The 19,986-nt window shown below is 74.4% G+C and carries 18 protein-coding genes; 6 read left to right on the top strand and 12 right to left on the bottom strand.

The features are described from left to right. Positions 1-710: 710 nt before the first annotated feature. Positions 711-1,625 (top strand): VOC family protein, encoded by a 915-nt coding sequence (locus ACFVSN_RS07735; protein WP_380493833.1) that lies wholly within the window; start codon positions 711-713, stop codon positions 1,623-1,625. 64 nt (positions 1,626-1,689) lie between these two features. Here the strand turns inward: ACFVSN_RS07735 and ACFVSN_RS07730 are convergent, their stop codons facing one another. The 4 genes from ACFVSN_RS07730 to ACFVSN_RS07715 form a co-directional block, all read right to left on the bottom strand. Beyond that, positions 1,690-2,463: an SDR family oxidoreductase gene (locus ACFVSN_RS07730; protein ID WP_380446449.1), complete on the bottom strand. Its 774-nt coding sequence runs from the start codon at positions 2,461-2,463 to the stop codon at positions 1,690-1,692. Positions 2,464-2,715: 252 nt separating this feature from the next. Next, positions 2,716-3,249 (bottom strand): SixA phosphatase family protein, encoded by a 534-nt coding sequence (locus ACFVSN_RS07725; RefSeq protein WP_387953979.1) that lies wholly within the window; start codon positions 3,247-3,249, stop codon positions 2,716-2,718. Positions 3,250-3,416: 167 nt separating this feature from the next. Next, entirely contained in the window at positions 3,417-4,208 is a 792-nt protein-coding gene (locus ACFVSN_RS07720; protein ID WP_387953978.1) for a hypothetical protein, read from the bottom strand. A 188-nt stretch (positions 4,209-4,396) separates the two neighbouring features. After that, positions 4,397-6,151 carry a ricin-type beta-trefoil lectin domain protein gene (locus ACFVSN_RS07715; RefSeq protein ID WP_387953976.1) on the bottom strand — a complete coding sequence of 585 codons (1,755 nt, stop codon included), beginning with the start codon at positions 6,149-6,151 and terminating at the stop codon, positions 4,397-4,399. Positions 6,152-6,368: 217 nt separating this feature from the next. Here ACFVSN_RS07715 and ACFVSN_RS07710 point away from each other — a divergent pair, with 217 nt between their 5' ends. Further along, the gene (locus ACFVSN_RS07710) at positions 6,369-7,646 is read left to right on the top strand and encodes a sensor histidine kinase (protein ID WP_387953975.1); all 1,278 of its coding nucleotides are present in this window, start codon (positions 6,369-6,371) and stop codon (positions 7,644-7,646) included. After that, on the top strand, positions 7,634-8,290 hold the full coding sequence (locus tag ACFVSN_RS07705; protein ID WP_387953974.1) for a response regulator: 657 nt from the start codon (positions 7,634-7,636) through the stop codon (positions 8,288-8,290). Before ACFVSN_RS07710 ends, ACFVSN_RS07705 begins: the two co-directional genes overlap by 13 nt. On the opposite strand, the gene ACFVSN_RS07700 is transcribed toward ACFVSN_RS07705, so the two are convergent. Both ACFVSN_RS07700 and ACFVSN_RS07695 read right to left on the bottom strand, forming a co-directional pair. Next, positions 8,208-9,431 carry a glycosyltransferase family 4 protein gene (locus ACFVSN_RS07700; RefSeq protein WP_387953973.1) on the bottom strand — a complete coding sequence of 408 codons (1,224 nt, stop codon included), beginning with the start codon at positions 9,429-9,431 and terminating at the stop codon, positions 8,208-8,210. The two genes, ACFVSN_RS07705 and ACFVSN_RS07700, sit on opposite strands and share 83 nt — an antisense overlap. Continuing rightward, on the bottom strand, positions 9,428-10,672 hold the full coding sequence (locus ACFVSN_RS07695) for a hypothetical protein (RefSeq protein ID WP_387954209.1): 1,245 nt from the start codon (positions 10,670-10,672) through the stop codon (positions 9,428-9,430). Before ACFVSN_RS07695 ends, ACFVSN_RS07700 begins: the two co-directional genes overlap by 4 nt. Before the next feature lie 379 nt (positions 10,673-11,051). On the opposite strand from ACFVSN_RS07695, the gene ACFVSN_RS07690 reads away from it, so the two are divergent. Further along, positions 11,052-13,394 (top strand): ATP-binding protein, encoded by a 2,343-nt coding sequence (locus ACFVSN_RS07690; protein WP_387953972.1) that lies wholly within the window; start codon positions 11,052-11,054, stop codon positions 13,392-13,394. Positions 13,395-13,488: 94 nt separating this feature from the next. Here the strand turns inward: ACFVSN_RS07690 and ACFVSN_RS07685 are convergent, their stop codons facing one another. From ACFVSN_RS07685 to ACFVSN_RS07670, 4 genes are all read right to left on the bottom strand, one after another. Next, complete coding sequence (locus tag ACFVSN_RS07685) at positions 13,489-13,962, bottom strand: SRPBCC family protein (protein WP_387953970.1); 474 nt, start codon at positions 13,960-13,962, stop codon at positions 13,489-13,491. Between the two features lie 55 nt (positions 13,963-14,017). Then, positions 14,018-14,371 carry an ArsR/SmtB family transcription factor gene (locus ACFVSN_RS07680; protein ID WP_387953968.1) on the bottom strand — a complete coding sequence of 118 codons (354 nt, stop codon included), beginning with the start codon at positions 14,369-14,371 and terminating at the stop codon, positions 14,018-14,020. Continuing rightward, the gene (locus tag ACFVSN_RS07675; protein WP_387954208.1) at positions 14,368-14,850 is read right to left on the bottom strand and encodes an SRPBCC domain-containing protein; all 483 of its coding nucleotides are present in this window, start codon (positions 14,848-14,850) and stop codon (positions 14,368-14,370) included. The genes ACFVSN_RS07680 and ACFVSN_RS07675 overlap by 4 nt, the downstream gene beginning before the upstream one ends. A gap of 140 nt (positions 14,851-14,990) precedes the next feature. Next, complete coding sequence (locus ACFVSN_RS07670; RefSeq protein ID WP_387953966.1) at positions 14,991-15,863, bottom strand: LysR family transcriptional regulator; 873 nt, start codon at positions 15,861-15,863, stop codon at positions 14,991-14,993. Positions 15,864-15,977: 114 nt separating this feature from the next. Between ACFVSN_RS07670 and ACFVSN_RS07665 the strand changes: the two genes are divergently transcribed. Further along, positions 15,978-16,379, top strand: coding sequence for a nuclear transport factor 2 family protein (locus tag ACFVSN_RS07665; RefSeq protein WP_387953965.1), 402 nt, complete (start codon positions 15,978-15,980; stop codon positions 16,377-16,379). A 152-nt stretch (positions 16,380-16,531) separates the two neighbouring features. Here the strand turns inward: ACFVSN_RS07665 and ACFVSN_RS07660 are convergent, their stop codons facing one another. After that, entirely contained in the window at positions 16,532-18,025 is a 1,494-nt protein-coding gene (locus tag ACFVSN_RS07660; protein ID WP_387953963.1) for an MFS transporter, read from the bottom strand. Between the two features lie 64 nt (positions 18,026-18,089). On the opposite strand from ACFVSN_RS07660, the gene ACFVSN_RS07655 reads away from it, so the two are divergent. Next, positions 18,090-18,824 carry an ArsR/SmtB family transcription factor gene (locus tag ACFVSN_RS07655; protein WP_387953961.1) on the top strand — a complete coding sequence of 245 codons (735 nt, stop codon included), beginning with the start codon at positions 18,090-18,092 and terminating at the stop codon, positions 18,822-18,824. A 26-nt stretch (positions 18,825-18,850) separates the two neighbouring features. Here the strand turns inward: ACFVSN_RS07655 and ACFVSN_RS07650 are convergent, their stop codons facing one another. Continuing rightward, positions 18,851-19,978 (bottom strand): glycine amidinotransferase, encoded by a 1,128-nt coding sequence (locus ACFVSN_RS07650; RefSeq protein WP_380493804.1) that lies wholly within the window; start codon positions 19,976-19,978, stop codon positions 18,851-18,853. Positions 19,979-19,986 lie beyond the last annotated feature (8 nt).

Here is a 19,986-nt window from a genome sequence, read left to right as displayed (position 1 = left end):
GATCGGCGCCCGCCGTGCGTCCGCATCCCGTTGTCGCCCCCCGTCAATGTTCCTGACAATGCGTGATTTAGCTGCGAACAGTCAAGGGCTCCGACGGCCCCGGGACAATTCCCGGCCCCGGGTGTGAGGCGGGCCGCGGCCGGGTAGGCAATCCTGTTCCCGGGCGCCGGGGGCGCCGGCGGCGGACGAATCAACGGAAAGCTTCGGTCAATTCCAAAGCGACGTCGGCGTGGTTCGCGCTGATCGGGTGCGCGGTGTGCTCGCGGCCGTGGGGCGCCGCCGGGGCGGCGGGCGCGCGGCCCGGTCCGTCGCGCCCGGAGCGGGCCTCAAGCGCCCTGCGGGACGTCAAGATGCCCGTGTGACAGGGCTGGTGGCGGAATCCCGCCACTGGCGTCGACTCGCCGCCGAGGCGTCGGGATCCGGCCGGGGCGGCCCGGCGCCCGTACGCGGCCGGCTGCGAATGTGCGTGCGAATCCTCATGAGAATGCGCGCACGGCGGAGGGCGGCGGTGTGCAGGCCGCGCGCATCCACGGCCGGGTGTACGTGCGGATGCGTGTGCGAATAGCGGGCGCCCGGCCACCGTCGACTTCCCCCGGAAATCCGCCTAGGGTGCGAAGCGGGTCGAACTCCGGCCGTTCCGTTCGAGTTCATCCATTGATTTCCCGCGCTATTCCACGGCGTGAATCCTCGAAATGTCCTCAGGGAGCAGCATGGTCCTGCACGTGCGGCATGTCGGTCTGGGCGTACCGGATCTCCGGAGCGCCGCGGAATTCTACGAGAATCGCTGGCAACTGGAGGTCGTCGAACGCGACGGCGACCGGATCTATTTCGGTGCGGGCTGCCCCGAGAGCCACGTGCTCCGGCTGCGCGCCACCGACGAGCCGAGGGTCGACCTGATCGCGCTCGCGGCCGAGTCGGCGGCCGAGGTGGACCGCGTCGCCGCGCGGGTGGCCGCCCACCCGCGCGGTCGGCTGCTCGGCGAGCCCGGCCCGCGCCAGGACCTCGGCGGGGGCCACGCGGTGCGGTTCCTGGACTGCGACGGCCGGACGGTCGAGGTCTCCGCCGACGTGGCGGGGCGGGTGTTCACACCCGTGACCGCGAGCGAGACCCGCCCGAAGGGGATTGGCCACGTCGTGCTCAACACGCCCGATATCCAGGTGGCGCGCGAGTTCTACGAGACGGTCATGGGATTCCGGGTGACCGACTGGGTCGAGGACGTGATGTGCTTTCTGCGCACCGGCCCGGTGCACCACACCATCGCCTTCACCCGCGCCCCGCACACCTCGCTCAACCACGTGGCTTTCGAGGTCCGCGGACTCGACGAGTTCATGCGGGCCACCGGCGCGCTGATGCGCTCGGGCATTGCCCCGGTCTGGGGGCCGGGACGGCACGGCGTCGGGCAGAACACCTTCTCCTATTTCCAGGAGCCGTCCTCCGGTTTCGTACTGGAGTACACCACCGCCGCCCAGGTGATCGACGAGGAGCACGGCTGGACCCCGAAGGTCTATCCGGCCAACGCCCAGACCACCGACGTCTGGGGCACCGCCAACGCGCGCGACGAACTCGTCTCCGCGACCCTGATCGGCCGCCCCGACCCCGGCACCTGGACGCCCCCGCCGGTGTGACGGCACGCCCGCGGGGCCGGGCGCTCCTGCGGCGCCCGGCCCCACGGCGGTGCTCCCGCCCCCGTCAGCGCACGTCCAGGCCGCCGTCCGGGCGGAGCACCTCGCCCGTCATCCCGTGCGCGTCGTCCGAGGCCAGGAAGCGGTACAGCGGCGCCAGTTGCGCGGGCGTCAGCACCACGCGCAGCGGATTGAAGTCCCGGATCACCGCGCTGATCCCGTCCGGATCGCCGAACACCTCCGCGGACCCCTCCGGTCCCACTGCCGCGCGCAGCCCCGTCACCACGCCGCCCGGGGCCACCGCGTTCACCCGCACCCGGGGCGCGAGGTCCGCCGCCAGGTGCCGGACCAGCCCGACCGCGGCGTGCTTGGCCATCGCGTAGGCGACCCCCGAACCGTTGCCGCGCACCACGTACGAGGCGTCGGACAGCGTGAACACCATCGCGCCGCGCCGCTCCAGCAGCGGCTCCGCCGCCGCCCGGGCCGCCAGCAGGTAGCCCACCGCGTCCACGTCCAGCACCCGCCGCGCCAGCTCGGCCAGTTCGGCGGCCGGCCGGTCGCGCAGCCCGACCCCGCCGTCGTGGATCCCGGCGTTGCCCACCAGCACGTCCAGCCCGCCGTGGGCCTCCACCGCGGTGCGCACCGCCCGCTCGTTGTCCGCCGCGCTGCGCACGTCCCCGAGCACCAGGGCGGCCCCGTCGGGCAGCGGCTCCCGGGGCTCCTCCCGGTCCAGCACCACCACCCGGTGCCCGTGCCGCACCAGGTCCTCCACCACCGCCCGCCCGATCCCCGAGACCCCACCGGTCACCAGGGCCACCCGGACCCCACTCTGCTGTCCCACCACGGAGAACTCCCCAGGTCCGCACCGATCCGACCCGGCAACGAGTACACCGCCCCCGCACCCGCCCACCACCCCCGCCCCGAACGCCGCGCCCGCGTTCAACCGCCCCCCGTCAGCACTCGAACACCCCGCCCACCCCGAGCCGTTGATCCACCCCCGGACGGCCCGCTAGCCTCGCCCGGGCCGTGTTCGTTCGCCAGGACCGCCGGCTGCTCCGGCGGTCGATCGCTGACCGGCGTGGGCGGGACCGGGTCAGGTGCGCGCCCCGCGGGGGACGACGAAGTCGCGGAGGCGGGCCGAGTCCAACTCGTCCCACCCACCGACGATTTCCAGTACCGCGAGGCCGCTGGTCGGGTACTTCTCCCGGACGCGGTCGAGGGCCTCGCCGCCCGGGTCGGCGGCGAGGTCGAGGATCAGGTCCTCCAGCGCTGGGTTGTGGCCGACCAGGAGGACGGTCGTCGCGTCGCGGGGCTGTTCCCGCAGGACCTCGACGAGGTCGTCGGCGTCGGCGGTGTACACCCGGGGGTCGACCGTCGCGGAGGGCGCACCCGGCAGCTCGGCGGCCGCCAGGTCCCACGTCTCGCGCGCCCGCCGCGCCGGCGAGCACACGACCGCGTCCGGCAGCAGCCCCCGGTCGCGCAGCCATCGGCCGGCCTCGGGCGCGTCGCGCCGCCCGCGCGGGCCCAGCGGGCGCTTCTCGTCGGGCACGCCCGCCGGCCACGCGGACTTCGCGTGGCGCAGCACGATCAGCGTGCGGGGCGGCGGGGGCGTGGTCGTGTCGCTCATGCCTCCACGCTGCCACAGACCGGCCCGGCGCGACCCTCGGCTACGGGCGGATCCAGCAGCAGAGGTGCTGCTCCCGCGCGACGGCCCGCCGCGCGAGCGCCGCGAGGTCGTCCAGGAAGTCGGCGCCCGAGCTCGGGAAGCCGGCGGGCGTGACGCTGCCGTGGTCCTCAGGGCTCGTGCACGCCGCCGGCCACCCGAAGGAGCTCCTCGGTGGACAGCGCCGCGTGTGCCCGGTCGTAGCTCATCACGGTGAAGGCGCTGATGCCATCGGACCACGTGATGGCACGTTCCGTATCCGTGTCGCACAGCAGGGACGCGTCGTGGCCGTTGACGGACAACGGCGGACCGGCGTGGGTGGCCGGTGCCGGGCCCGGGGAGCCCACTGGGGTGAGGACCTGGGTGACGCTCAACGCGGGCTTGTCGGCGGCCGCGTAATAGCGCGTCCAGGACGCGATGGTGTCGTTGCGGGTGAACGGCCAGGGCTTCCACGATCCGCCTGCGGGGCCGAAGTCCAGGGGGACGTCCTGCGTCGTGGTGAACCCCCGGGGCAGGTAGCCGATGTCGGCAAGCCGGGCGGCGGGGAACGGAAGGAAGGGAAGGCCGGTGTTGAACTCGGTGAGCCTCCGGTCCCCGAGGGGCGCGCGGAGCGTGAAGCTGCTTTGAAAGCCGACGGTGGCGCACTCGTGCGTCAGGTCCGCCGTGTTCCCGCGCTTCTCGTCCGCGGCGACGGTTTGCGAGGTCTCGCGCGCGAATACCCGCGGCTTCGCCTCCTGACACGGCGCCCACATCACCGGTGCGGTGAGCGTGCGGCCGTCGGTACTGAGAAGGACCTGGCCGGCGAGGAGGGCCTCGGCGTCGGCACGGCTGGATCGCACCGCCGTGAGCGTGGCCGAGAGGGCTGCGAGGAGGCTGATGGCGCACACCGCGATGAGAGCCCTGCTGTACCGCGGTGTTGACATTCGACCACTCCATGCTCGTCGACCGGGCCAATACGACCCGCAGCAGCTGTGGTTCAAGCAGGTGTAGGGCGAGTTGGAGGATAATACACACGCCTCCGCGTGTGTCGGTGGGCCGAGTGCCCCCGCGGGCGGCCGGGCCGCCCGCGGGAGCGCCGGTCGATCGGTGCCGGGCCGACCGGGGGCGTCCGTCAGACCGGGAGGGACCAGTACTGGTTGGCCTGGTGGCTGCCGCAGGTCCAGAGTTCCAGTGCGGTGCCGGAGGCGGTGGCGCCGCCCGTCACGTCGAGGCAGAGGCCGGAGTCGGTGAGGGTGCCGTCCGGGGCCGGGGTCCACTGCTGGAGGGCGCTGCCGGTGCAGGTGGCGAGCACCGCCCGGCTGCCGGCCGACGGGCCGGTGGCGGTGAGGCACTTGCCGAGGGTGCGGACGGTGCCGTCGGCGGTCCTGGTCCAGCGCTGGTTGGCGTTGCCGGTGCAGTCGTAGAGGATCACCGGGGTGCCGTCCGCGGTGCCGCTGGCGGTGTCGTCCATGCACTTGGCGCCGTTGCCGGTGACCTGGCCGGTCGGGACGGTGGGGGCGCAGCCGGTGCCGGGGGTGAGCCGCCAGACGGCGGTGCCGTGGGCCGGGACGGTCTGGCTCAGGGTGGTGGAGACGGCCGAAGTCCGGCCGGTCCAGAGGTCCTTGGCCGTCGCCGTGCAGCCGGGCAGGCCGATGGTCGCCAGCGGGACGGTGAGGGTCTGCGCGCTGTTCGAGCGGTTCAGCACCGCGACCGCGCGGTCCCCGCCGGCCAGCGGCCGGGCCAGCACGTCGGCGGCGGAGGTGCTGGACACCACGCCCGCCTGCCGGCCGAGCGGGTCCTGGTCGACGGCGATCAGGTCGGTGTCGCCGAGCGCGCCCAGCCCCGCGGGGGTGAGCTGGGAGACGTCGGAGGAGAGGATCAGCGGGGCGGCCGTCATCGACCAGAGGGCGACCTGGCTGCGCGCCTCGTCGTCGGTCAGGCCGCCGTCGCCGGCGATGAGGAAGTCGGGGTCGTTCCAGTTGCCGGGGGAGGCGAAGGAGCCGATCCAGCGGTTGTAGCCGTAGTTGCCGAGCACGCTGGACCAGCGGCTCGCGGCGGGGTGGGCGGCGTCGTAGGTCGCGATGTCGTAGCCCTCGCGCCAGAGCTGGCCGTCCTGGCCGACCCAGGAGAGCACGTCGTACCAGTTCCGGTCGCCCCACTCGCCGCTCTGGAAGTAGGCGGGCGCGGATTCGGAGAACACGATGTCGCGGCCGGCGGACCGGAGGGCGGCGGACTGGGCGTCGTAGGCCTGGCGGTAGGCCTGTTCCTGGGTCTGGCCGGCGGCGACGCGGAGGTTGCAGCCGTCCAGCTTGAGGTAGTCGACGCCCCACGCGGCGAAGGTGGCGGCGTCCTGCGCGAAGTGGTCGGGTTCGCCGTTCGCGCCGGTGCCGCTGCCGGGGTAGCCGCCGCAGGTGCTGGAGCCGGCGTCCTCGTAGATGCCGAACCCGAGGCCGCGGGTGTGGAGGTAGGAGCCGAGCCAGGCCATGCCGTGGGGGAACTTGGCCGGATCGGCGGTGAGGCTGCCGCTCGCGTCCCGGGCGGTGGACATCCAGCAGTCGTCCACGGTGACGGTGGTGTAGCCCTTGGCGGCGAGGCCGGTGGAGACCAGGGCGTCCGCGTTGGCGGTGACGGTTCGTTCGTCGATGCCGCACTGGTAGTGGGCCCAGTCGTTCCAGCCCATCGGCGGGGTGACGGCGAGCGCCCGGCCGGCGCCGGAGGTGGCGGTGGGGGAGGCGGTGGGGGAGGCGTGGGCGGTTGTGGCGGTCAACGGCAGGGCGAGCAGCGCGGCTGACAGTGCGCCGGCCGCGAGTCTGCGCCGGGACGTGCGGAAGGGCCTGTGGAAGGGCCTGCGGAAGGCCGTCCGGAAGGACGTGCGTAAGGGTTGCATGGCGGACTCCTGGCGTCGGGGGCTGTGGAGGAGTGCGCAACCAGTGCACTGTGCCTGCTCATTGGCGTCAATAAGAGCGACAGAATTTGCAACTCTGAGCATTTGCAGTGCAAGTGGCGACAGGCCCCTGAAGAGCGGGAGCCGCCACCCGTTACAGTGGATCTTGTACGGAGCATGCGGGGAGGCGTTCCCCGAACCCACGGGGAGGGCCCTCACGATGACCGTCGCCGTCTGGGAAGCCGTACGCCGGCGCCCCGACCGCTTCCTCCGGTCCCTGTGGCCGCTGCGCGCATGGGCGTTCCTGCTGAGCGGCACGGTCCTCGGTGTCCTGCTGCTCGTCGTCCTCGCGCTGCTGCTGGCCGTGGGGCTGGGGCTGTCCGTGGTCGGGGTGGGCCTGCTGGTCCTGGCGGCCGTCCCGGTGGTGGGCATCCCGGTGGCCGCCCTGGAGCGCCGCCGGCTGCGGATCGTGGAGCCGGTGCCGCTGCCCGACCCGCACGCCTCGCTCCCCGGGGCCGGCGCGTGGCCGTGGCTGCGGACCCGGCTCAAGGAGCGCGCCACTTGGCGGGAGCTGTCCTACGCCCTGCTGCACGCCGTCGTGTTCACGGCGGCGGGCCTCGGCTTCACCGCCCTCCTCGCGTTCTCGGCGATGCTGCTGGTCACCCCGGTGATCGTGTGGGCGATCGCCCCCGACACGGTGATGCTGATTCCGGGGCGGTCGATCTCCGACCCGGTCGGCGGTCTGCCCGGCACGGCGGCGGGGCTCGTCGGCCTGGTGCTGGCCGCGTACGCGGGCGGGCTGCTCGCCGGGGCGCAGGTCAAGGCGGCCCAACTCCTGCTCTCCGCCCGGGAGGAGGACCTCGGCAGGCGGATCATCGAGCTGACCCGCTCCCGGGCCCGGCTGGTCGACGCGTTCGAGGCCGAGCGGCGGCGCATCGAGCGCGATCTGCACGACGGCGCCCAGCAGCAGCTCGTCGCCCTGACCATGACCCTGGGACTGGCCGAACTGGAGCTGCGCGGGCAGGAGTCCGCCGCGCTGCCGCTGATCGCCCGGGCCCGCGGGGAGGCCCGCCAGGCGCTGGAGCAGTTGCGCAGCCTCGTCCGTGACATCCACCCGCAGGTGCTGACCGACCACGGCCTGGCGGCGGCCGTGGAGGAACTCGCCCTGCGCAACCCCGTTCCCGTCGCGGTCGACATCGACCTGCCGCGCCGGCTGGCCGCCCCGGTGGAGAGCACGGCGTACTTCACCGTCACCGAGGCCCTGGCCAACGCGGCCAAGCACAGCGGCGCCGCGGCGGTCACCGTCCACGGCCGCCTGGTGGGCGACCGGCTCGTCCTGGAGGTCGGCGACGACGGACGCGGCGGCGCCGACCCGTCCGCCGGGTCCGGGCTGCAAGGCCTGGCCGACCGGGTGGCGATCCTGAAGGGGAGGCTCATCGTGACCAGTCCCGTCGGCGGACCGACCCGGCTGCGGGTGGAGGTGCCGTGCTCCGCGTAGTGCTCGCCGAGGACGCCGTCCTGCTCCGGGCCGGGCTGGTGGAGGTGCTCACCCGGGTGGGCCACGAGGTGGTGGCCGCCGTCGGCGACGCCGCCGAGCTGGCGCGCGCGGTGGACGCGGACCGTCCCGACGTCGTCCTCACCGACGTCCGGATGCCGCCGGACTTCCGCGACGAGGGGCTGCGCGCCGCGCTGGAGCTGCGCGCCAGGCACCCCGGCCTGCCGGTGCTGGTGCTCTCCCAGTACGTGGCGACCGCCTACGCCAAGCAGCTGTTCACCGGCCCGGCGGCGGACGGGGGCGGCCTCGGCTACCTGCTCAAGGACCGGGTCGGGGAGGTCACCGAGTTCCTCGACGCGCTGGACCGCGTCGCCGGCGGGCAGACCGTCGTCGACCCGGAGGTGATCCGGGTGCTGCTGAAGGCCTCCGACGCGCCGCTGCAGCGGCTGACACCGCGCGAGCGCGAGGTGCTCGGGCTGATGGCGGAGGGCCTCAACAACCAGGCCGTCGCCCGGCGGCTGACGGTCACCGAGGCGTCCGTGGTCAAGCACGCGAGCAACATCTTCATGAAGCTCGACCTCGACCCGAGCGAGGGGAACCGGCGGGTGCTCGCCGTCCTTGCCTACCTGCGAGGACACGGCCAGTGACGGTGAGCGGCAGGTCCGGGTCCAGCAAGCGGCTCAGCCGCTGCGCCGAGCCCTCCCAGGTCCAGTGCCGGGCCACCCACTCGCGGCCCGCCGGGCCGCGTCGCTCCCGCTCCTGCGGCGAGGTCAGCGTCTCGGCGAGGGCCGCGGCGACGGCGGCCGGGGAGCGGCCGTCGACCACCCGGCCGGTGACGCCGTCCAGGACCGTGTCCGGGGCGCCGCCGGAGTCGCCGACGACGACCGGCAGCCCGGCGGCGGACGCCTCCAGGAAGACGATGCCCAGGCCCTCCGCCTCCAGCCCGGCCCTCCGGGTGCGGCAGGGCATGGCGAACACGTCGGCGGCGGCGTAGTAGCCGGCGGTCGCGGCGTGGTCGATCCCGCCGGCGAACACCACCCTCCCCGGCGCGCACCGTGCGGCGAGCCGGCGCAGCCGGGCCGCGTCCGGCCCTTGGCCGACGATCACGAGGACCGCGTCCGGCACCCGTCGCAGGATCGCGGGCATCGCCCTGATCAGCACGTCCTGCCCCTTGCGGGGCACCAGCCGCGCGACGCACAGGATCACGCTGCGGCCGGCCAGCCGGTGCCGCGCGCGTATCCGCTCGGCGCCCTCGTCGTCCGGGTGGGCGGGCCGGAAGGCCTCGGCGTCGACGCCCGGGACGAGCCGCTCCAGGCGGGCGTGCGGGCCGAGGGCGGGGGCGATACGGCTGCGGGTGTACTCGCCGAGGTAGGTCACGACGTCGACGTGGTCACCGACGTGGCGCAGCAGGCGCCGCGCCCCCGGTGTGCGGGCCCACCAGATCTCGTGGCCGTGCGTGGTGGCCACCGTCCGGCGGATGCCGCCGCGGCGCAGGTCGCGGGCCATGGCGGCGAGCGGGGCGGCGGCCCCGAACCACACCCGGTCCGCGCCGTGCTCCCGGGCGATGGCCAGGGCCCGTCGGGTGACGCGCGGGGTAGGCAGCAGCATGCGCGAGGGGTCCCGTACGACGGGGAAGGGCAGCGTGGCGTCGTACCGGTCCGCGCCGGGTTCGCGGGAGGTGTACACCACCACGTCGTGGCCGGGCATCCGCATCGCCATCGCGTGGACGAAGGTCTCGATGCCGCCCTGGCGGGGCGGGAAGTCGTTGGTGACGATCAGGGTGGTCATGCGGGGACGTCCTTGGCGGTGAACTTGGAGGCGGTGAACTCGGGGGCGGGCAGCACGCGGATCCGTGGCGGGGCGACGAGGGCGGGCGCGGAGAGCGGACGGGCGGGCGAGGCGGCCCGCGCCCAGCAGGCGAGCAGCACCGGCAGGGCGAGGTAGCCGAAACGCCCGGCGGGGGCGAGCAGGAACGCGGCGGAGAGCCCGAGGGCGAGCCGGTCGGCCGCGCCTACCAGGTGGCCGGGCGGCCGCAGCACGAGCGAGACACCGATCGCGAGTCCGGCGGCCAGCAGCAGGCCGACGGCCGCGTACCACCCGGCGGGCCCCAGGTCGGCGAGCAGCCGCCCGGGGAGCGGACTGCTCGCCGGGGTCGCGAACTCCCCGCGGCCCGTGGGGAAGGCGAAGACCTGCTCGGCCATGGCCCGTGGGGAGAGCAGGACTCCGGGCAGGACGGCCACGGCCGTTCCGGCCAGCGTGGTGATGCCCCCGCGGACGGCGGCCCGCAGCCCGGCCCGGTGGGCGAGCAGCGCGAACACGACGCAAACGGCGGGCCAGGCCGTCCACTTCATCGAGCACGCGGCGGCCAGGGCCAGCCCGGCGCCGATCGGGCGATTCCGGGACGCGAACGCGAGGGTCAGGCACAGCAGCCCGGCGAGGGGCAGGTCCACACCGCTGACGGCGAAGGGCAGGGCGATCACCGGGGAGGCGACGAGGGCCCCGAGGACGGTCCGGGACCCACCGCCCGTCGCCGGCGTGACGGCGCGCGATGTACCGCCCGTCCCCGGTGTGACGGCCCGGGACCCACCGCCCGTCGCCGGCGTGACGGCGCGCGATGTACCGCCCGTCGCCGGCGTGACGGCGCGCGATGTACCGCCCGTCACCGGTGTGACGGCCCGTCCGCTTGCCCACAGGCAGCCGAGCAGCACCGCCGCGCACCACGGCCGGGCGTCGCCGAGCACGCGGGCGACCGGCCCGTCGCCGCCGAGGACCGCCCTCGGGAGCCCCAGCAGGGCCATGCCGGGCAGGTACGGGGTCACCTCCACGACCGAGCGCGGATCGTCGAGGTACGGCGTCGCGTGCTCCACCAGGAGCCGCCCGGAACGTTCGATCACCTCGACCTCGCTCTGCGCCGCGCCGGTCGCCAGCAGGTACAGCAGTGGCGCGACCACGGCCCCGGCCAGCGCCGCACCCACCGCGACGGCACGGGTCCGGTCCCGGTCCGGTCCGGTGGAGACGGCGGCCGCCACGAGGTAGCCGGCCGCGGCGAACGCGCCCCAGACCCGGTGGGTGTCCAGGGCGGAGACGGCGGCGACGGCCGCCGCCCACCCGGCGGCGGCGAGCCAGCCGACCGTCCACAACAGCCGTCGGTTCCACCGGAGATGGGGTTTGACCTGGGGAATCAGCACCCGTCCATTCCACCGAGCCGGAGCCCGGCGGTCATGACGGCCAGGTGGAGACCTGACGGTCGGGTTTTCCCTACCGCATGTCCCTACCGCATGTCCCTACCGGGGTCCGCGGCTCCAGCCCTCCGGACCGGCATCCCCGAAACCCTGTGTGCACGTCAACACGCTCCGTACACTGGGCCGTTGCCGAGGAGCCTCGGCCGTGTCCCAGCGGAGGTGACGTGTGGTTGGCGGGCAGGCGGTGCCGGACCCGGACGAGGCGTACGACCTCGCGGACTTCATCGACGCCCTCGGGCGGCTGCGGTCGTGGGCGGGCGCGCCGTCGTACCGGGAGCTGGCGAGGTCGGTGGGCCGGCTGCTGCCCGTGCCGCAGCCGGTGGCCGCGTCCACGGTGGTCGACGTCTTCCGGCCGAAGCGCCGCCGCCTGGACTTCGACCTGGTGGTCGCGATCGTCCGCGCGCTCGGCCTGCCGGACGACGAGGCCGACCGGTGGCGCCGCGCGTGCGTGCGCGTGCACGGGGAGGCCGGGGCGGGCGGACCGGACGCGGTCCTGCGCCACCTGCCCGCGGACCTCGCGACGTTCACCGGCCGCGCCCGCGAGGTGAACGCGCTCATCGCGGCCGTGCCGGACACCGCCGGGGGCGCCCCGACGGTCGTCATCTCGGCGATCGAGGGCATGGGCGGCGTCGGCAAGACCACGCTGGCCGTGCACGTCGCCCGCCGCCTCGTCGCCGCCGGGCGGTACGCCGGGATCCAGCTGTACGCGAACCTGCGCGGCTTCGACCCCGACCACCCGCCCGCGGACCCGGCCGAGCTCCTGGGCGGCTTCCTGCGCCGGCTGGGCGTCCCCCCGAAGCAGGTGCCGGACGGCCTCGACGAGCGCGCGGCGATGTACCGCGACCGGATGTCCGACCGGGACGCCCTGGTGCTGCTCGACAACGCGGCCGACGAGAAGCAGGTGCGGGCCCTGATCCCGGCGAGCCCCAGGTGCCTGGTCCTGGTCACCAGCCGGCGCAGCCTCACCGCGCTCGACGGCGCCGCCCTCTTCCCGCTCGACGTGTTCAGCCGCGACGAGGGGACGGCCCTGCTGGCGCGGATCACCGGCGCCGGACGTGTCGCCGCCGAGCCCGCGGCCGCCGGGGAGGTCGTCGAGCTGTGCGGATACCTGCCGCTCGCCGTCGCCCTGGCCGCCGGACGCCTGCGCTCACGGCCCGCCTGGAGCCTGGCCGACCTGGCGGACGCGCTGCGCGGGCAGGCCCCGGACGCGATCGGGTCGGGCAGCAGGACGCTGCGGCCCGTCTTCGACCTCTCCTACCGCGGACTGCCGGGCCCGGCGCAGCGCGTGCTGCGCCTGCTGGGCCGCCACCCCGGCGTCGACTACACCGTCCCGGCCGTCGCGGCCATGGCGGACCTCCCGGAGCCGGACGCGGAGGCGCTGCTGGAACTGCTCCAGGACGAGCACCTGCTCCAGCAGAAGACCTACGGCCGGTACGAACTGCACGACCTGCTGCGCAGCTACGCCGCCGAGGCCGCGGCCCGGGAGCCGGGCGCCGACGGCGACGCGGCGGTGGAACGCCTCGGCCGGTGGTTCCTGCACTCCGCGTACAACGCGGCCAAGGCCGTCGACACCCCCGACCTCCCGTTCCCCACCAGGCCCAGCGAGCACGGCCCGGCGACGTTCGACTCCTACGACGAGGCGCTGGCCTGGTTCGACCGCGAGTGGCACAACCTGACGGCCGTCCAGCTCGCGGCCCGGGACCTCGGCCTCCACGACACCGTCTGGCAGCTGGCCGTCGCGCGGAAGTTCGTCGCCGCGCTGCGCAACCACCTGCCGGACTCCGCCGCCGGGCACGAGCTCGCGGTGGAGGCCGCCAGGGCGCTCGGCGACCGGGCGGTGGAGGCCCGCGTCACCGGCGGGCTGGGGCTGGCGTACCGGATGCTGGGGCGGCTGGAGGACGCGGAGCGGTGCTACGGCGCGGCGAGCGCGATCCTGCGGGAACTCGGGGACTGGGTGCGGATGGGACCGCTCCTGCTCAACATCGCGGGCGTGCACCAGTTCCGCGAGGACTACCCGAAGGCCCTGGCGGTGTACGAGGAATCGCTGGAGGTGTTCGAGAAGTCCGGGGCGATCGGGGGCCGCGCGACCGCCCGGCTGAGCCTCGGCACCGTCCACCAGACGCTGGGCGACCTCGACGAGGCCGAGCGCTACTTCCTCCTCGCGCTGGAGGACAACCGGACGGTGGCCGCCGCCGTCCAGGCCGACAGCACCAAGGTCGGCAACCGGCGCGGCCTGGCCATCCTGCTCGGCCACCTGGCCACGGTGCACGCGGCCAGGGGCGAGGCCGCGCGGGCGGTCGGCGGCTACCGGGAGCAGATCGAGCTCCTGCGTTTCCTCGGCGACAAGCAGCTCCTCGCCGAAGCCGTGCGCTCATTGGGCGACGCGCAGCTCGCGGCCGGCGACGGGACGGCGGCGCGGGAGGCGTGGACCGAGGCACTGGCCCTCTTCGAGGACCTCGGCGACGGCGAGCAGGCCGCGGCGGTCCGGGAGCGGCTCGGGGGCGGCTGAACCCCGGGCCGGGGCGCGGAGGGCCTCCGCGCCCCGGCCACGTCCTGACCCGCCCCGCCGCCGGGTGCGCGGCTCACGTACGCGGCCCGGGTGGTCAGGCCGGGTGGTGGTCGGGGACGGCGTTCAGCTCGATGCCGTGTTCGAGCAGGGCCTTCATCGCGCACAGGGCGGTGGTGAAACCGCCGACGGTGTCGTTCACCCAGCGGACGGTGTCGTCCCCCGAGCCCCGGAAGCCGGTCTCGGTGGCCTCGACGAAGGTGGCCTGTGCCGTGCGCGGGGTGAACCTCAGCTCGACCGTGGTCGGCTGCTCGTAGTTGCCCCACTCGAACCGGATCAGACGTCCCTCCCGCACCTCCTGGACGCGGACGTCGGCCGATGCCCCGTAGGTCTCCCACTCCCAGCGCACCTCGGCTCCCGCGACCATCGGCCCGCTGCTCTTGCTGAACCAGAACCGGGACGTGACGGCCGGATCGGCGAAGGCCTGGAACGCCTCCGCCGCGGGCTTGCGCACCACCATGCAGGCGTACGCGGCAGGGGCGTGGGTGAGCTGTCGGTTCTCCGTGGACATGATCATGCTCCTCTCCGGGGGTCGCGTCGGGTGGACGTGACCCGTCAGGGCTCGTCTAGGGCGTTTCCTGTTCCGCTGCTTCGGCGAGGTGTTTGATGTGCGCCAGCCGCCGGTCCCAGTCGGCGGCGAGCGAGGCCATCCACCGCGCCGTCGCGTCGAGTGCCGCGGGCCGCACCGTGTAGCGCACCTCGCGCCCGATGCGTCCGCCGGTCACCAGCCCGGCGGCGTCCAGGACGGCGAGGTGTTTGACCACGGCCTGGCGCGAGACGGGAAGGTGCCGGGCGAGCGTCGTCGCGGTGGCCTCGCCCTGCGCGGCGAGCAGTTCGAGCAGTCGGCGCCGCGTCGGGTCGGCGAGGGCCGCGAGGACGGTGTCGACCGCCTCTGCGGCGCCGGCGGGTTCGTCGGTCACGCGGAGGACTGTTCGGACGACTGTTCGGACGACTGGGCGGAGGGCTGTTCGGCGCGCGTCCTGAGCGCGTCGAGCTCCTGGCGCCAGCCGCCGGTGTTGTCCTCGACCGCCTTGCCGCGCAGTGCCTCGGACCCGGCCAGTTTCGCGAACCCGCTCTCGACCACGCGCAGCCGCGTCTTGCCGCCCTCCGGCGTCAGCGTGAACTCCACGAGGGTGCTGTTGTCCTCGCGCAGTTCTTCTCCGGGGAACGCGCTGGCCCAGCGGTAGGCCAGGTAGGTCGGCGGTTCGACCTTCTCCACCCGCACCGCGAAGTCGCCGTACTCCGGGTTCCTCGCCACCACTTCCTCGCCTTCCCTGGCCATGGTGCCGGGCAGGCTCGCCTTGTCGGCCACCCAGAAACCGGGCTCGGCCACCAGCGACCAGACTCGCTCAAGGGAGGCTTCGATCAGGGTTTCGCGTTCGATCCGGTCCTCGCTCATGAGGGGGCTCCCGTTCATCGGCGGCATTGGACGCAACTCCAGAGTTGCATGCTGCGTCTCTGGGTGCAACCCGAGAGTTGCGGCTCGACCGGGTCCGGTCTCGCGGGGTCAGGGGAGGAGTCGCCCGGTCGGCCGGGAGCTCAGCGCCCCCGACCGGCGAGGACGCGGAACGTGCGCGCGTGCGGCGGCAGCGGGCGGCCGCGCCGCCACGTGAGGCCGACGGAGCGGTAGGCGTCGGCGGCGGTGAGCGGGACCGCTTCGACCCCCGGGTGGCCGGTCGCGGCCCTGGCCGGGACGAGGGCCGTCCCCTGACCGGCGGCGACCAGGTCCAGGATCCCGGTGACGGTGTCCGCCTCCGCCGCGACGGGCGCCGTCAGGCCGGACCGGTGGAAGACGGCGCAGGTGACCTCGCGCAGCCCGACGTCCTGGCGCATGATCACGAAGCGCCCGTCGGCCAGCTCGGACAGGCCCACCCCGGTGCGTCCGGCCAGCGGGTGCCCGGCCGGGACGGCGAGCACCAGCCGCTCCTCGGCGAGCGGCAGCCAGCCGTACCCGGGCAGGGACGGCTGCGGACTCGTGACCGCGAGGTCGACCGCGCCGCCGGCCAGCAGGTCGAGCACGCCGGCCGCCGAGCCCTCGCGCACGTCGACGGCGTGGCCGGGCGCGTGCTCCCGGTAGGCCGTGAGGAGCTCCGGCAGCAGCCAGGCGCCCAACGAGTGCGCACAGGCCAGGCGCAGAGGTTCGGCCGGCGCCGGGAGCAGCGCCGAGATCCGGTCCTGTGCCGACTCCAGCTCGTCGAGCGCGCGCTGGGCGTGCCGCCGGTACACCCGGCCCGCCTGGTTGAGCCGCAGCCGGTTGCGGTCGCGGTCGAACAGGGGCGTGCCGAGGCGCCGTTCGAGCCGGACGATCGCGCGGGAGAGCGTCGGCTGGGTGGTGCCGACGAGCGCGGCCGCATCGGTGACGTGCTCGGTCTCGGCGACGGCCAGGAACCAGCGCAGCTCTTCCGCGATCATCCCGCCATTATGCGCGCGGCGCATGGTCCGCCGTCGCGGACGGCATTTCCGTTCCCCGCGGCCCTCGGCGAGGCTCGCCACCAACAGCCCGCCCCGCGACGGAGGTTCACCACCATGTCCGACCCGACCGCCCTCGGCGCCGACCAGCGCCTCGCCCTCGCCGACCGGTTCCGCCTCGGCCTCACCACGGCCGACTGGGACCTGATCCGCTCGCTGCTCACCGACGACGTCGTGTGGACGCTGCCCGGCGACAACACCGTCTCCGGCACCGTCCGCGGTGCCGCCGCCGTGATCGAGCGGATCCGGCTGATCGCCTCGTACGGCGTGCACTTCGACTTCCGGCACACCCTGCTCAGCCGCGACAACCTCGCCCTGTCTCTGCACAACACCGCCGAGCGCGACGGGCGGGCGCTCGACGAGCACCTGGCCACGGTGTGCTTCCTGCGCGGCGAGCGGATCGGCGCGATCGAGACCTACGTCTCGGACGTGCCGGGCATGAACGCGTTCTTCGTCTGACGGCGCTCTTCGCGACTCCGCGTCGCCCGGGCAGGACGCACGTCGTGGTGGCCCGGCTCCCGTCGATACGCCGGAGCGCCGCAAGCACCTGCGGCTGCGCGTGCCCGTCCCGGACCGCCTCGACGCCCTGCCCGCCGGCGGGGCGGCCGCCCTCAAGGCATACGCGACTGGCCGCAGCGCAATGACGGAGCAGTGCGACCAGGTGAACCGGAACTGGTCGGACAACTCGGCGGTGCTGCACCGGCTGTGAGCCCGCGACCCGCTCGGGCCGTCGGCCGCCAGGCGGCCGCCCACACGGCTGCCGCGGCGACGGAGACGGCGGCGATCACGTAGAGGACGGCGTGCAGGCCGCCGGTGAAGGGGTGGGCGGTCGTGATCAGGCTGCCGAAGGCGGCGACGCCGAGGGCGGATCCGGATTGGCGGGCGGTGTTGAGTGCGGCCGCGGCGATGCCCGTGCGGGCCTTGTCGACGGTGCCGAGGGCGGGGGCGGTGGCGGCCGGGGAGATGAAGCCGCCGGCCAGCCCGATCGCCACCATCGGTGCCGCCGCCTGCCAGTAGGGCGAGGTGGGGGAGGCGGCGAGCAGGGCCAGTGCCCCGGCCGCGTAGGCACCGAAGGCCGCGCACATGGACCAGCGCGGGCCGAGCAGCCGCGCCACCCGGGCGGAGCCGAAGCCTCCGACCGCGACGGTCGCGGTGAGCGGCAGCAGCGCCAGCCCGGCCCGGAGGGGCGAATAGCCGCGCACCTGCTGGAAGTAGAGGCCGCAGACGAACAGCAGGCCGTAGAAGACCAGCGCCGAGGCCGCGGAGACGACGGTCGAGCCCGCGAAGACGCGGCTGCGGAACAGCGACAGCGGGAGCATCGGGTGCGGGCTGCGGACCTCCGCGACGACGAACGCCACGGCTGCTGCGGCGGACACCGCCAGGACGGCCAGGACCGCCACCGCGCTCCAGCCCCGGCCCTGGATGAGGGCGGCGATCGGCAGACCGAGTGCGACGGCGGCGGCCACCTGCCCGGCCACGTCCAGGCGTTGTGACACGGGCTCTACGGCCCTCCCCGTGACGCTCCGCGCCAGCCACACCCCGGCGAGGCCGATCGGCAGGTTGACGAAGAAGACGCTGCGCCAGCCGAGCCAGGAGATCAGGCCGCCGCCGACCAGCGGCCCCGCGGCCATCGCGACGGCGCCGAGCGACATCCAGACCCCGATCGCCCGGGCCCGCGGTCCGGGCTCCGGATGGGCCTGGTCGATCAGCTTGAGCGCGGCCGGGACGAGGACGGCCGCGCCCGCGCCCTGCACCGCCCGTCCGGCGGCCAGCACGGGGAAGGCGGCCGCCATGCCGCAGCCGGCGGACGCGACGGTGAACAGCAACAGGCCCGCCACGTAGGCCTGTTGGGCACCCCAACGGTCTGCGAGAGTGCCGCCGGTCAGGAGTAGGGCGGCGAAGGCGAGCGTGTAGGCGTTCACCACCCACTGCAACCCGTCGACGCCGACGCCGAGACTGCCGGAGACGCCCGGCAGCGCGACGTTCACGATCGACGCGTCCAGCAGGACGACGACGTAGGCGGCTCCGGTCGCGGCGAGCACGCGTCGCCGTACGCGGACGGGCGTCGGGGGAGCGAGCGGCACGGCCAGGACTCTCTGATTCATGCCCCGACGATCGCAGCGAACCGCTTCCACGCCCGTGGAAGCGTGCCGGGGGCACAATGACCGCATGACCTCCCCCGCGCGCACCGGCGAACCCGACATCGCCCGCGTGGCGGGCCTGTTCGCCAACGGCACCCGCGCCCGCATCCTGATGGCGCTCGCCGGCGGCCGCAGCCTGCCCGCGGGCGCGCTGGCGGAGCACGCGGGCGTCACGGCCCAGGCCGCCAGCGCCCAGCTCAACCGGCTCAGCGCGGCCGGGCTGATCACCGTCCGCCAGGCGGGGCGCCACCGCTACTACGAGCTCGCCGACCGCCGGATCGCCGAACTCATGGAGGGCCTGGCCGCCCTCGCCCCGGCCCAGCCCGTGGCCCGCACGCTCCGCGCCGGCAACCGCGCCGAGGCGCTGCGCCGGGCACGCGTGTGCTTCGACCACGCCGCCGGGCGGTTCGGCGTCGCCGTCACCGAGGCCCTGCTGGACAGCGGCGCACTCGTCCCCGCGGGCGGGCCGCAGGACGGGCCCGCGGACGCGGAACACCCGTACCGGCTCGGCCCGGCCGCCGTACCGGTGCTGACCGGCCTCGGCGTGCCGGAGAGCCACCTCGCCGACGACCGGCGCCGTCCGCTGCTGCGCTTCTGCGTGGACTGGACCGAGCAGCGGCACCACCTGGCCGGCCGCCTCGGCGCCGACCTCCTGGACGCCTTCACCACCGCCGGCTGGATCACCCTGGCCGCCAACACCCGCGCCCTGCGCCTGACCCCGGCCGGGGAGGAGGCGCTGGCGAGCCGGCTGTTCCGTCGGTAGTGACGGCAGCACAGCGCGTGCTGCCGTCAGACCAGCGGCCGGTAGGTGGTTTTCGGGAAGTAGTCCTCCCGCGCGCCCTCGCGGTGGATGTCCCACGTGGCGCAGTGGAGCGAGCCGCCGTACTCGAAGACGTTGCGGAACGGGACGGTGAGGACCTCGAAGTCGAGTTTGTCGAGGAGGTCCTGCAGCGGCTTCTCCTGCTCCTCGCAGACCACCGTGGTGGGGGAGAGGCTGAGGACGTTCATCGAGAGCCACTTCGAGGACTGGCAGAAGTCGGGCATCTCGTCGTTGCCGGTGGTGGGCTGCGGGGCGTCGACCAGTTCCCAGTCGTTGTCGAGGAACAGGCGTGCGTCCCGGTCCAGGAGGGGGCGTTCCGGGTTGGTCAGGACGAGGCCGGGACGCAGCGGGACGAAGGTGCAGTCGACGTGGGAGGGGAAGTAGTCGAGGGGGAAGTGAACCGGGTGGACGCGGAAGCCGCGGGGTTCGAGGTGGCGCTTGAGCCAGGTGATGCCGGTGCGGTTGGTGGTCATCGACTCCTGGACGATGAGGTCGCGGCCGAAGCGGCTGATGTCGGCGGCGTCGAAGACGACCTCGTCCTGGGTGATGCAGAACTCGAAGGAGTGCATCCGGCGGTGGCGTTCCTCGATCGGCCAGTCCCAGAACTCCTGGCGGTACATGTCGTCGTCCATGGACGGTTTGGGAGCGGTGGTCCAGGTGACGCGCGGGTCGGCGTTCCAGTACTCGTACACGAGCTTGCGGAAGGGGCGGTACTCGAAGTAGCGGGCGCGGCGGGACATGGTGGCCTCGATGATCTCGTGGCCGACCGTGATCATCACGTCCCGGGGGCAGACCGCGCAGTACTGGTTGGGGACCTCGAAGTCGGGGGTGCGCACGGGGGTGCCGAAGTCGTGCGGTTCGGGGCGGCGGACGGTGATCCCGCGGGATTCGAGGAGGGCGGCGAGGCCGGCGAGTTCCTCGTTGGCCCGGTCGATGGCCTCCGGTGACTTGGGGCCGGTCGGGAAGGGAGTGCCCGCGGGGGCGTTGCGGACGGTGGGCCGGTTGCCGGGTTCGGTGGGTTCGAAGTGCGCGCCGTCGGCCGAGCCGACCACGATCTCGCGCAGCGGGTCCCACTCGTTCCACGAGTTCACGATCATGGAGGTGT

Origin of the sequence: Kitasatospora sp. NPDC057904, from assembly GCF_042887925.1 — a bacterium.
In the GTDB taxonomy this organism is placed as follows: domain Bacteria; phylum Actinomycetota; class Actinomycetes; order Streptomycetales; family Streptomycetaceae; genus Kitasatospora.
Note: the sequence above shows the minus strand (reverse complement) of the source record. Positions and strands in the feature narration are given on the sequence as shown.

What these genes read in the sequence shown, in the direction of transcription:
- ACFVSN_RS07735 (WP_380493833.1), top strand. Translation starts at nt 711, where the DNA reads ATGGTCCTGCACGTGCGGCATGTCGGTCTGGGCGTACCGGATCTCCGG.
- ACFVSN_RS07725 (WP_387953979.1), bottom strand. Translation starts at nt 3,249, where the DNA reads ATGAGCGACACGACCACGCCCCCGCCGCCCCGCACGCTGATCGTGCTG.
- ACFVSN_RS07720 (WP_387953978.1), bottom strand. Translation starts at nt 4,208, where the DNA reads ATGTCAACACCGCGGTACAGCAGGGCTCTCATCGCGGTGTGCGCCATC.
- ACFVSN_RS07715 (WP_387953976.1), bottom strand. Translation starts at nt 6,151, where the DNA reads ATGCAACCCTTACGCACGTCCTTCCGGACGGCCTTCCGCAGGCCCTTC.
- ACFVSN_RS07710 (WP_387953975.1), top strand. Translation starts at nt 6,369, where the DNA reads ATGACCGTCGCCGTCTGGGAAGCCGTACGCCGGCGCCCCGACCGCTTC.
- ACFVSN_RS07700 (WP_387953973.1), bottom strand. Translation starts at nt 9,431, where the DNA reads ATGACCACCCTGATCGTCACCAACGACTTCCCGCCCCGCCAGGGCGGC.
- ACFVSN_RS07685 (WP_387953970.1), bottom strand. Translation starts at nt 13,962, where the DNA reads ATGTCCACGGAGAACCGACAGCTCACCCACGCCCCTGCCGCGTACGCC.
- ACFVSN_RS07675 (WP_387954208.1), bottom strand. Translation starts at nt 14,850, where the DNA reads ATGAGCGAGGACCGGATCGAACGCGAAACCCTGATCGAAGCCTCCCTT.
- ACFVSN_RS07670 (WP_387953966.1), bottom strand. Translation starts at nt 15,863, where the DNA reads ATGATCGCGGAAGAGCTGCGCTGGTTCCTGGCCGTCGCCGAGACCGAG.
- ACFVSN_RS07665 (WP_387953965.1), top strand. Translation starts at nt 15,978, where the DNA reads ATGTCCGACCCGACCGCCCTCGGCGCCGACCAGCGCCTCGCCCTCGCC.
- ACFVSN_RS07660 (WP_387953963.1), bottom strand. Translation starts at nt 18,025, where the DNA reads ATGAATCAGAGAGTCCTGGCCGTGCCGCTCGCTCCCCCGACGCCCGTC.
- ACFVSN_RS07655 (WP_387953961.1), top strand. Translation starts at nt 18,090, where the DNA reads ATGACCTCCCCCGCGCGCACCGGCGAACCCGACATCGCCCGCGTGGCG.
- ACFVSN_RS07650 (WP_380493804.1), bottom strand. Translation starts at nt 19,978, where the DNA reads ATGATCGTGAACTCGTGGAACGAGTGGGACCCGCTGCGCGAGATCGTG.